A 12,034-nucleotide genomic window follows, 5' to 3' on the forward strand; every position below is an offset into this window, starting at 1 on the left:
AAGGTGTCGAGTCCCAACTGCGCGGGGGATAGTACTTGCTCGGCTTGCGGGGTAATGACTTTGAACGGCCCCGTCAGCGAAACCTCGTCGTAACCATCCAGTCCGTGAACGACCATGAAGTTCTTGTCGGTTTGCTGGTAAAGATAGGCATAAAGCCGCGCCAATTCAAGGCTGAACACGCCCGCAAGCTGTTTTTGGGGGAAAGCCGGATTGGTCATCGGGCCGAGCATATTGAAAAAAGTTTTGACGCCCAACTCCCGCCGCACCGGGGCGACGTTCTTCATGGCGGGGTGAAACAAAGGCGCGTGCAGGAAGCAGACACCCGTTTCGGCGATCGCCCGTTCAAGGTAATCCTGCTCATTGCTGAACTTCACGCCAAGGTATTCGAGCACCGTCGATGAACCGCAGGTAGAGGACACGCCGTGGTTGCCGTGCTTGGCCACGCGCTGCCCCGCTCCCGCCACCACGAAGCATGAGAGCGTCGAAATATTGAAGGTATCCTTACCATCACCCCCCGTTCCGCAGACATCCATCGGATCGTAATCTGCTAAATCCACCGCTAGGCAAAGTTCCAGCATAGCGTCGCGGAAGCCCTCCAACTCGGCTACCGTCACGCTGCGCATGGCGTAAATTGTCAGGAAGGCGGCAATTTGGGAGGTATTATAGTCGCCCTTGGCGATGCCGGTTAGTACTTCTTTCGACTGCTCTTTGGTCAGGGCTTTGTATTCAAATAAATGGTCGAGTATTTTTTTCATTGAAGGGGTGAGTGGTTAAGCGTTCAGCCAGTTTTGCAGCATTTCTTTGCCGTGTTCAGTCAGCACAGATTCAGGGTGGAACTGTAAGCCGCGTACGTCATATTTTTTGTGAGATAAACCCATCACACGACCTTTATCATCCACAGCTGTAATCGTCATCGTGTCAGGAACACTTTCGGGAACGACTGTCCAGGAGTGATAACGACCCACGTCGAAATGCGCAGGTAAACCTTTGAAGAGACGCTCATCTGAATCAGTCACAATGTTTTGATCGCTGATGCCATGCAACACATCGGTCATATTTTCCAGCGTACCGCCAAACACTTCACCGATGCCCTGATGGCCGAGGCAAATGCCCAGAATGCTTTTAGAAGCCGCGTACTCACGCACCATATCCTGCATAATGCCCGCCTCGGAGGGAATCCCCGGACCGGGCGAAAGCAAGATTTTGTCGTAATCAGCTACCGCCTCCAGCGTGATTTTATCATTCCTAACTACCTCTACCCTATCGTGCAGCTCGCGCAGAATATACACCAGATTATAGGTAAAGGAGTCGTAATTATCGAGAACCAGGATTTTCATATAAATATTTGCAAAATGCTTTAAATCAAATAGTTTCGGCCATAACGATGGCATTGCGGAGAGCCGCCAGTTTGCTGTTTATCTCGTTGAGCTCGCTCTCCACATTAGATTTGGCTACTACGCCCATGCCCGCCTGATAGAACAGCTTGTTGTTTTTGCTCAAAAAAGTGCGGATGGCGATGGCGTGGTTAAAATCGCCGTTGAAATCCATAAACCCGATGGCGCCACCGTAGATGCTGCGATTGGTAGTTTCCAGCCCGTTGATGATCGTCATGGCGTTGTGCTTGGGCGCACCAGACAAAGTACCCGCCGGAAAAGTGTCAGCGACCAATTGCAGCGGATTCGTGCCTTCTTTCATAGTACCCACCACCTTCGAAACGAGGTGAATGACGTGGGAATAGAATTGTACTTCTTTGTACGCCTCGACTTTCACCGCGTCGCAGCTTCGGCTGATGTCGTTGCGGGCCAAGTCTACCAACATCACGTGTTCAGCGGTTTCCTTGGGGTCGTTAAGGAGTTGTTGGGCCGCTTCTGCGTCCGCAGCATCGTCGCCTGTCCGCTTGAATGTTCCGGCCATCGGATGTATTTCGGCCTGACCATCCTTGATAAAAATCTGCTTCTCGGGCGAGGAGCCGAAAATCTTGTAGTTGCCGTAGTCGAAGAAAAAAAGGTACGGTGAAGGATTGATAGATCGTAACGCCCGATAAACATTGAACTCATCACCTTGAAAATCACGACTAAAACGGCGCGAAGGCACGATCTGGAACACGTCGCCGCGATGACAGTGGTCGATGCAGGTCTGAATCACGCCGCGCATGTGGTCGTCCGTTACGTTGGACGTTTCGTCAGTCGTGGCTTTGAAGGTATAAGTCGGAAAATTTCGGTTCTTAATGATGATCTCGATTTGCTCCAGACCCTCGCCGCTGCTGCCGTCACCGTAGTTGTGCTCGAAGATGTATAGTTCGTCTTTGTAGTGGTTGATCGCGATGACGTAGCGATAGACTTGGTAAAAAACTTGGTCGATCGCCGTTTCGGGCGAAGCCGGCTGCATTTCGATATCCTCGAAGTACGCTACCGAATCGTAGGTAATATGCCCAAAAAGGCCGTTGGTAATGAAAGGAAAGCCATTGGACTCAGACTCAAATCGATGCGCAAAAGCTTGTAAGACTGATATAGCTTCCTTGGGCGACGAAAGCGTAAGCGTTTCTTTTTCCTGACCGGGAAACTGCTGCACTACTTCTCCCTGATTGAGCGCGAAGGAAGCTACCGGATCGCAACAGATGTAGGAGAAGGAATTGTCGTTGCCGTGGTAATCGGAGCTTTCCAGCAAAAGCGTGTTCACGAAGCGGTCGCGCAGCTTGAGGTAAATCGAAACGGGCGTCAACGTATCGGCCAGGAGCTTTTTGTGGGTAGTTTTTATGGGAAAAGATTTCATGGTTTAGTGTTAACAGGGTTCCAATTTGGACTGAAAGTAAAACAAAGCGGCTCGCCGTTCTGATGAACAGCGAGCCGCTTTTTATGTCTGTATCTTTACTGAGTACGCATAAAGGCTTTCCTATTCATCTCGGAGAGAGGAACGCCACCACCATGCAGTATTCAGGGAATGATTCATAGGGATTGAGAACTGAGCGGAATGACCGCGTTTTCTTTTTAATGGGTGCAAAGATATAGGAATGAAAAGTGGAGTACCAAATTTTTTGGGAATTATTTAAAAGGAAACAACCGGAAAATCTGAATATATCTACCTTGTGGAGTCGTGACGTAGCGGTTATAAACTACACAATCGCCTTTATGCGACCAAATGACTCCGTTGATAGGACCGTCATCGTCGGTCGAACGCGGCGTTAGACGCTGCGGCTGCCCCGTCCGCAAATCGGTGATGAAAACGGAATTATCTGCGGCGTAGGCTACAAAATTCCCGTCAGGGCTGAAATTAAACGGCGTTTGAATGGAAAAAGGTTGATTCGTCAACTGCTTGGTTGCACCGCCGTTGGGCGAGACGCCGAATAGCTGGATATAATCGGAGGAATCTTTGGTCAAAAAGCCGATCAAACTCCCATCGGGCGTACTGCGCAGCCAGGATCGGGGTCCTTCGATGCCTGTTTCCATAAAAGTGACCCGCCGCTGCGTTACGCCCGTCGGAGGATTGGGCCGTGTCGTCGGACTACCCGCCAAGGGCTGACCGGCCACGGGCTTCGTTAAATCCTTGGGCAGATCCACCATAAACACTTCCGTGACCGTTTGCCCAGCCGCATTGCGGACGTTCCCCTGAAAAGCCAACGCATACCGCTGCCGACTTCCATCCGGTTTGCGGTAGCCCTCGCGGCCAATCCAGGTTTCATCGAAAGCCCGGTCGATCTCGTCGCTGCCGAGGCCAGGCTTTTCGGTCATCCGTGTCACAACTACGGCAAACCCTTCGCCGCTGAATTCTTCTTCATTATTTCCATTCGCGACCTTCACACCCTTTCCCGGAATCATCACCCCCACCGTTCGCAAATCCGCCACCGCCGGATTATCGACGGCTAGTTTTTCCAGAACTGCATCGTTGTAGGTGAAGCTAATGCGCTCGCCGTCGCCGCTCCACTGATGAGCGTGGGTGCCGCCCCGGAGAGCGCCGGGCGTAAAGGGTGGTGTCACGTCCCGCGCGTCGAGAAAATGCGGTTTTTTGGGTTGGTTTATGTCAATGGCGACGCCTGTGCGACCCGTCATGGCGTAGGGTTGCCCCGCGTTCGCGTTGCGCAAGCCGTGCAGGAAAAGTACCCGCTGTTGCGTGGGCGAGAAGGTCGCCGCGCCCACACCGGGGCCGTGTTCGGTTTGGTTTTGGGTCTGGTAAAGCAGCCGATCTTCTCCGGTTCGCATATTCAGCATCCTGACGGAGCCATTTTTGCCTAATTCCGTATCAAGGTTGCGGGTATCGTACACCACCCACTGGTCGTCGGGCGAAAAGACTTGCGTGTTATTCAGGGTGTGGCCCCAGGCGTCGTGGGTGAGTTGGGTTTCGGTGGGCATAGGCGTTAGCAATCCGGCGGACTGCTGCGTGGAAAGCAGCAGTCCGCCGGAAAGAATGATTATCAGTAAAAAAACGATAACGAACCTCACTTCCAGGCGGGGTTTTGTTCCAGTTTTGTCGCGTTGTCGATGGCTCTTTGCGGAATGGGCCAGACATAGTGCTTGGCCGGATTGAAGACCCGCGTTTCGAGCTTCTGGAGCGGTAAAACGCCTGGTATGGTGTAGCTGACCACTGATTTGTTCAGCACTTTTTCGGCAATCTTCCAGCGCAGAATATCGTAGTACCGCAGTCCTTCCGCAGCTAGTTCTACCCGCCGTTCGTTCCTGATAAAATCACGCAGAGTGGCCTGGGTACCGTAGCGGGTGCGATCTACTTTTGGCATCCCGGCCCGTGTCCTGATTTGATCGAGGGCGGCGTACACTGATTCGTCTGGCCCCGAGGCTTCGTTTTTCCCCTCGGCGTACATCAACAGCACATCGGCGTAGCGGAAGATAATCCAGTTGACCCAGCTGGAGCGCTGCTGCGTGACCAGGTCGGCGATGTATTTCCGGAAGTAGATGTACGTTTTGGCCTGCACTTTGGAATCCTTGTTATTAATGGGATCATAAACTACCCCGGCAAAAGTCTCAAACGGCGTGATGAACGTTTGGGCAAAACGGGGGTCGCGATTGGCAAACGGCTTGAGCGGGTCGTAGAGGGGCGATTGGGTGATCGGCAACCCATCCTTAGCCTCAAATGAATCCACTAGATCAGGCAGCGGCAAAGAGGAACCGTTGCCGCCTACCAGGTAAAAAGCGTACGCAAAATGGAGGGTATGAACATCCAGGCCTTCGGCGTATTGACGAGCCAGAATGACTTCCTTCGTCTTGTTATTGAACGAACTCAGGAATATCTCATTGAATTTTGGGTGCAACTGATACTCGTTCAAATCCATCACGGCCTTCGCTGCCGCCGCTGCTTCCGCCCACCTTCCGTTGAACAACATCATCCGGGTTTTTAGCGCCAGCGCGGCCCCTTTGGTAATTCGTCCATTGTCGGCGGCGGAAGGATAGCGAACTGGTAGATTAGGAATAGCCTTCTCTAATTGATCAAGCGCATATTTGAGCACAACGGCCTTATCGCTTTTCGGAATGTCGGCTTCCGCCAGCGGCAGTACCTTATCCACCAATGGCACATCCTGGTAGAGCATAGTCATCTCGAAGTAGCGCAACGCAATGATAAACTGCGCTTCTCCCTTGAGCCGCTTGCTAAGATCAGGGTTTATACCGGTTACGCCATCGACACGGGCCAGTAGTTCGAGGCATTGCCGAATGGTACTATAATCCCATTTGAGGGCAATGAGGGATGTCGTTGGCTCATACGTACCGTTGGCAACGACCGTCGTGTAAGCATCGTCACTCATGCCGTTGAACTGATGATCGCTGACACCCGGCAGATCCCGGTAAGCCTCGTTGATCCAGGAAATGGCATCCTGTTCGGTTTTCCAAAATGACTTATCGGACGGGGCGGTCAATGGTAACGTTTCCAAAAAATCATCCTGACAGGCCGTTACCGAGCAAACGAACAGGACAAGGGTCAAAAAACGAAATATTTTCATGAGAATGATGGTTTAAGATTGTCGGTCATTACAAAGAAAGATTCACACCGAACGTGGCCACTTTGCTAAGTGGATAGAAGCTGCCAGTGCCATTGGGGGCTTCGGGATCGAAGGCCCTGAGTTTGGTAAACGTCAGCAGGTTTTCACCACTAAAATATACCCGCAGCCGCGAAATCTTCAACCGCTCGGTCAGTTGGGACGGTATCGAATAGCCCAACTGAATGTTTTTCAGCCGGAAGTAGGCTGAGTTCTGCAAGTGAAACGACGAGAAGGCTTTGTTTACGCCCCCAATGCGGGATTTTGGGAAATAACCATCGGGCGTTTCGGGTGTCCAGCGGTCGAGGTGCATTTCCATGGCCGAAGAAATACCGTTGTCGAAGGCATGCCACCCCACCCTCGACATGTAGGTGAGCCGGTAACCAACGCCCTGACCAAAAGCTGAGAAGTCGAAGCCTTTCCAGGCCAAACCTACATTCACGCCATAAGGCAGAATCGAATTCTGACGGCCCAGGTGTACCCGGTCGTCGGCCGATATAGTTTTCGGGTTGCCGCCGTGTTCCACGTATTTGATATCACCAGGACCGGTTTTGATATTCTGGAAAGAATTTGCTTTTACCTCATCTATCGTTTGAAATAATCCGGCGGCTTCCCAGCCAAACCATTCATCGACCCCGTACCCTACCTCGGTAATGGTACTTCCGCTGATTCTTGGCCCCTGACCACCTACGTCCACAACCGTTTCGCGGGCGTTGGACAATTGTACGCCCACGTTGTAGCGCAGGTTGCCCAGCTGATTCTGGTGGCGGAGGTCAATTTCCCAGCCTTTGTTGTCGACCACGCCTACGTTTTGAAATACCCGGCCCCGTCCGTAAGTGTCCGGCACGGGCGGCTGTAGGAGAATACCGCTGGTACGGTCCTGAAATAGGTCGAATGCCATCGTAAGTTTGTTGTTCCATAAACCCGCATCGACCCCCAGATTGATGGTCCGCTTGGTTTCCCAGGTCAGATCTGGGTTTGGGTTGCCGCTGTAAAAAGCGGTGGTATTGGGCTGACCGTTGAAATAATAGGCGTTGGTACTAACCGAGGAGGCAAATTGGTAGAGCGCCACATTCTGGTTTCCCACCTGTCCCCACGAGGCTCTCAATTTGAGGTTGTCGATGAGGCGGCTATCTTTCAGGAAGTTCTCGTCGCTAATGCGCCAGCCCGCCGAAACGGAAGGGAACAAGCCCCAGCGCACCGGAGCCGCAAAACGGGAAGAGCCGTCGTAGCGCAAGATCGCCTCGACCAGATACTTGCCCTTGAGGTCGTAGTTGGCCCGCCCGAAATAAGACTGAATGGCCCATTCAGAAGCAGTTCCGCTGCTCGTCCAGGTTTGCGTATCGGCAGATCCGGCATTGACCACGTAAATTTCGTCAGTCAGGAAATTTCGGCGGCCAACCGTCTCAGCCTGGTACTGATTCCACTCCCGCGAGAAACCACCCAGCAACTTTACGGTATGGTCACCAAACGTTTTGCTGTAATTCAGCAACAGTTGCATGGTATGGTAATAGTCGGCCTGATTGGCGTTCAATAGTGAATTTGTGTTGTAGTCGAAGTCAACCGTTTTTAGATCGATCGGGCTGATAAATTTCATGCGCTTGCTGTAATCCACCCGGCGTGTCTGGTCGAACTTTCCGCTGTACGTTCCGCTCACCGAAAGCCCATCCAGAATCCGATAATTCAGGGTCAGCGCGCCCGTCAGGCGGTTGAGCCGCTCCCGCGAAAATCCGCCCTCTTCCGATTGTAGTCCGAACCGGTTGGCCCAGGCCGTTACCGATGACCATTGCCCGTCGGAGGTGAAAATGGGGTGAATAGACCCCCGGCGCAAGGCTTCGAACATGTAGTCGCTTATGGTGCGGGTAGGGCCGTTGGGAAAGCTGGCTTCCGAGGGGCCTTTTTGCAGCGAGGGTGAAAACTGCGTCATGATTCCGATATCCAGCCGCTTTCCTACCTTGAAATTATTGTTGGTACGGATATTCAACCGCTCGTAGCCCGTGTTGCGCATAATACCGCCCTGCTTCATATACCCCACCGATATGTAATAGTTGCTGTTTTCGGCTCCCCCGGATATTCCCACATTGTGCTGCGTCTGCGGAGCCGGGTTAAACAGATAGCCGAATCGGTCGGAACTGGGCAGTTCGCCGGTTCGGTACTTTTCGATGTCGGCCTCCGAAAACGTCAGCGACGTCGTGCCGGGGTTATCGTTCAATTCGGCCTCTCTGTACAACAGAGCGTGCTGGTAGGCGTTCGCCATTTTTGGCAACATCGTGGGTGTCTGCCTCCCCACGTAGCCGTCATACGTGACGCGCGTTTTGCCTGCCTTACCCTTTTTGGTCGTGACCAGAATAACCCCTCCGGATGCTCTGGCACCGTAGATAGCCGCCGAAGCCGCGTCTTTCAGCACCGAAATACTCTCGATGTCGTTGGGATTAAGGTTTTTCATCGACATGGCAACGCCGTCCACAATCACCAGCACGTCGTTGTTATTCAGCGAACTGGTTCCCCGGATACGCAGCCCAATGTCTTCACTACCGGGCTGTCCGCCCGTTTGGGTTACCAGCAGTCCCGCAATCCGTCCCTGAAGCGCCTGACTGGCGTTGGTGATGGGACGGTTCTCGATTTCCTTGGCGTCGATGCTCGCTACGGCCCCCGTCAGGTTAATTTTTTTCTGGGTACCGTAACCCACCACGACCAGCTCGTCGAGTTTCTTGTTGTCCTCATTTAGCATGATCTCCACGCTCGTTTGGGAAGCACTTAGCGCAACTTCCTGCGTGACAAAACCAATAATGGAAGCCACCAGCGTGGCTTGAGAACCCGCCGGAACGTTCAGCGAAAATTTGCCGTTGGCGTCGGCTGTCGTGCCGCGCGTCGTGTTTTTTACCAAAATGCTGGCACCCACCAGCGGCTCACCGCTCACATCGCGCACCGTACCCGTGACGGCCCGTTCCTGCGCCATAACCTGCAAACTCAGCAGGATCAATAATCCACAAAATAGCTTTCGTTTCATAATCGGTATTGGTTAAAAGGTTAGGAATGAAAGACTTAGAAGCATTGAATTTATTTCAGGACAGCAAAGTCCGTGATGCCTTCCATAAGGGATCGCCAAGCCTTAGGCGTGCGGTATTTGCGGAAATTCTTTAAGCGGTGAAAGGTCAGGAAATTTGCGTCGTGCGCCCGGTGCGCGCCGCCCAGACCGTCGGCGTAAGCAGTGCGCGAGGCGATGACGATGTCTTTGCCGTCGAACTGCCAGTCGAGGTACTGGAAGGCGTGTTTCTCCACATCGGGGTGATAGAGAACCAGGCCGCGCACGGTCCAGTCGGTCAGGTTAGGCGATGAGAGCAGCACTTGCGAGTTTCTGGCCCCGCGGTGCTTTTCGCGGTTTTCGGGCAGGGCGTAGTTGGTGAAGGTGTAGTATAGTTTTGACTTGGGATCGAAACGAATGTTGAACTTCTTGGCGGCACCGGGCAATTCGATGAACTTGACTGAGGCCGAATCGGACGTTTTCCCGTCGCTGCCCACGCGGTACATCGCGGCCCGGTCGTCTCCGGGATTGACGCGCAGGATATTCCAGAGTTGGCCCTCGGGGTCCATGACCACGTTGCCTTCCAGCCAAGTGCTACCCGGTTTCCAATTGGCGCGGTCATAGGTGAGGCGCGGCGTGAACGACCAGCTTTTCGGATCGAGGAGGTCGGAACCCACCGGGGCGGAGGCCACGAAACTCTGGAAATTACCCCAGCTAGTAACCGGAACATTGCGCTCCATGCCCTTCCAAAGGCGTCCTTTGAACACCTGCACCGGAACCGAGGCGCAGTGAAAGCCATCTTCTGGTAATAGAATCCCCTGCTCGGTGGGGGTCCAGGTGTGGCCACCGTCCTGGGAGCGCCGAACCGACATCCGGCCGTATTCCCGAGTCGCACCGAAAAGGTAAAGCGCGCCATTGTCGACGAACAGCGTCGGCCAAAACAAACTATCCAGCTCGGCGACTTTTTTCCAGCTTTTCCCCCGATCAGCGGACTCAAAAACGTGCGTATGCTCGGGGAGCGGGCCACCGCCAAAAACATCGTGCGAGGCGATGTACTTGCCATCGGGCATAATGATAATACTGGGCGAACCCACGTAGTCCCCTCCTGACATGGGCAAATGGTCGATCACCATGCCAGGTACTTTGCTAAAATCTTGGCCCAAAGTCGGCATTGAGCCCAGCAAAACCAGGCAGATTAGCGAGGTAATTGCTCCTGCAAAAAAATGGAAACCAGGGTATTCGTATTTGTTCATGGGTCAAGAAATTTTGATGTTCAAAGAGCTCAGGCAGGTTGGTGGGAATACACTAATGACAGGCCGATTTCTTCCGAAAGCTGGGCAGCACTCGTCATTAAAAGGTCAAATTCAGCAATGATTTCTGGCGTAAGCGGATCTACCTGCCGTCGGGTGTGAAGTGAGATGGGCAAGCCGCGCTTTTGCAGGCAATATTTAGCCAGGATCGGGTAGGCCGTATGGGCCAAATCCATGCAATCGTCAAAGAATCGCTGCACCTTGGCTATTTCTTCTGTCCGCTCAGCCTTATCGTAATTGGCGCACAGCCAGACGACGAGTTCCGGGAACAGATTTCCCTGGATGCAGGACAAACCCGCCGCCCCGGCTTGCAGCGACGAAACGGCGTTGACCATATAAGCGTCGTAGAGCCCAAACTGGTACTCCTTCCCCACTTTTAGGCGAAGGGCTACCTCGTCGGCGTCCAGGCTAGTATCTTTATGATACACGATCCGGCCCGTAGGTAGAAGCTCAGCTAGCATTTGACTGTCGATGAGTCGTTTGTAGGGTACCGGGCATTCATACATTCCCAGGGGAATACCTTCCGTCAAGTCCAGAAGCTTATGCATGCGCTCCATAAAAATTTCGTCGCTCTCGTCTGGCTGCGCCAGTAGACTTGTGATCACAATGACGGCCTGTACCCCCGTATCGTAAATGCGTTTGATGAAGTCGGCCTGTTTGGGCAGCGACCCGCCGAAAGTACCCGTTGCCACCACGGGTATCCGATCCGCGACCGTCTCGACTACGTGGCGGGTTACAGCCAGTCGTTCCTCATCGGTCAGTTCATACATTTCGCTGGACAGGCAATTGGCGAACAATCCGGCGGCTCCGGCTTCCAGGTAAAATTCCGTCAGTTGCGTCAGGCCCGGAAAATCGACTTCTCCGGATTCCAGGAAAGGAGTGAGCATTACGGGTATAAAACCGCGGGGCAGGGGGGCAGAACTGTTAGGCGTTTGGGTCATGGAATAGAAGCTGGGGGTAAGAAAACCAATGGTTTTGAAGAAAACAGGATCGTATAGCTACTACGGACAGGATTAACCCATAGAACTACTTTATTATATTATATCACAAAGGAATTAGATTTTAACACGCGACAATTGTACTAGATTATCATGTCGTTCAACAAAAATGTCATTTTTGTTAATAGAATGGGTACAACCCGCTTAGCGAATAAAAGGAAGGGAAACAGAGTTATATGCGCCAAAAATGCAGATTATCGAAGGTAGCGAGAGGCAAGCTTGGCTTGTTGGCTCTTCTGGTACTCAAGCGGGGAAATGCCCTGAACTTTCTTGAATTGCCGATAAAAATTGGAGAGATTGTTGAAGCCGTTCTCGAAGCAAATCACCTGAATGGAGTGTCGGCCTTCAATCAACGCCCGGCAAGCGTAGCTGATCCGAATCTCATTTACAAATTGACGGTAGGTCTTGTGCGTCATTGTTTTGAAGTACCTACAAAATGAAGTCACGCTCAGGCTGGCTACAGCGGCAATTTCTTCCAATGTTATCTCACGCGTGAAATTAGCCAGGGTATGGTCATAGACTCGGTTAAGCCGGATTGTTTCCTGCTCATTAGCCTGGTAAAAGGTGTAGCCAGGAGCCAGTGACTCGATTGACTCTGTATGAGCCAATTGATTGAGAACATCGAGCAGGATCATAATTCGCCTCAGCGGGGATGCGGCAACGAGTTCTGCCATGAGAGGCCGGATCTGTTCGGCTAATTCACCGCGCAGGAGCAGCCCGT

9 protein-coding genes are annotated in these 12,034 nt (G+C 52.7%); all 9 read right to left on the minus strand.

The annotated features are described in order from the left end of the window. Positions 1-755: anthranilate phosphoribosyltransferase (trpD, locus tag ACEW8P_RS03380; protein WP_373511698.1), on the minus strand; the 755-nt coding region annotated here is incomplete at its 3' end. 15 nt (positions 756-770) lie between these two features. Next, positions 771-1,337 (minus strand): aminodeoxychorismate/anthranilate synthase component II, encoded by a 567-nt coding sequence (locus ACEW8P_RS03385; RefSeq protein ID WP_373511699.1) that lies wholly within the window; start codon positions 1,335-1,337, stop codon positions 771-773. A 25-nt stretch (positions 1,338-1,362) separates the two neighbouring features. Beyond that, positions 1,363-2,772 (minus strand): anthranilate synthase component I family protein, encoded by a 1,410-nt coding sequence (locus ACEW8P_RS03390; RefSeq protein ID WP_373511700.1) that lies wholly within the window; start codon positions 2,770-2,772, stop codon positions 1,363-1,365. Positions 2,773-3,041: 269 nt separating this feature from the next. Continuing rightward, positions 3,042-4,436, minus strand: a complete 1,395-nt coding sequence (locus tag ACEW8P_RS03395; RefSeq protein WP_373511701.1) for a DUF3748 domain-containing protein — start codon at positions 4,434-4,436, stop codon at positions 3,042-3,044. Further along, positions 4,433-5,944: a RagB/SusD family nutrient uptake outer membrane protein gene (locus ACEW8P_RS03400; protein ID WP_373511702.1), complete on the minus strand. Its 1,512-nt coding sequence runs from the start codon at positions 5,942-5,944 to the stop codon at positions 4,433-4,435. Before ACEW8P_RS03400 ends, ACEW8P_RS03395 begins: the two co-directional genes overlap by 4 nt. Before the next feature lie 28 nt (positions 5,945-5,972). Next, positions 5,973-8,990 carry a SusC/RagA family TonB-linked outer membrane protein gene (locus ACEW8P_RS03405; protein WP_373511703.1) on the minus strand — a complete coding sequence of 1,006 codons (3,018 nt, stop codon included), beginning with the start codon at positions 8,988-8,990 and terminating at the stop codon, positions 5,973-5,975. Positions 8,991-9,040: 50 nt separating this feature from the next. Then, positions 9,041-10,258, minus strand: coding sequence for a sialidase family protein (locus ACEW8P_RS03410; RefSeq protein ID WP_373511704.1), 1,218 nt, complete (start codon positions 10,256-10,258; stop codon positions 9,041-9,043). A gap of 29 nt (positions 10,259-10,287) precedes the next feature. Beyond that, positions 10,288-11,256, minus strand: a complete 969-nt coding sequence (locus ACEW8P_RS03415) for a dihydrodipicolinate synthase family protein (RefSeq protein ID WP_373511705.1) — start codon at positions 11,254-11,256, stop codon at positions 10,288-10,290. A gap of 251 nt (positions 11,257-11,507) precedes the next feature. Continuing rightward, positions 11,508-12,034: helix-turn-helix domain-containing protein (locus tag ACEW8P_RS03420; RefSeq protein ID WP_373511706.1), on the minus strand; the 527-nt coding region annotated here is incomplete at its 5' end.

Origin of the sequence: Persicitalea sp. (assembly GCF_041751555.1) — a bacterium.
In the GTDB taxonomy this organism is placed as follows: Bacteria; Bacteroidota; Bacteroidia; order Cytophagales; family Spirosomataceae; genus Persicitalea.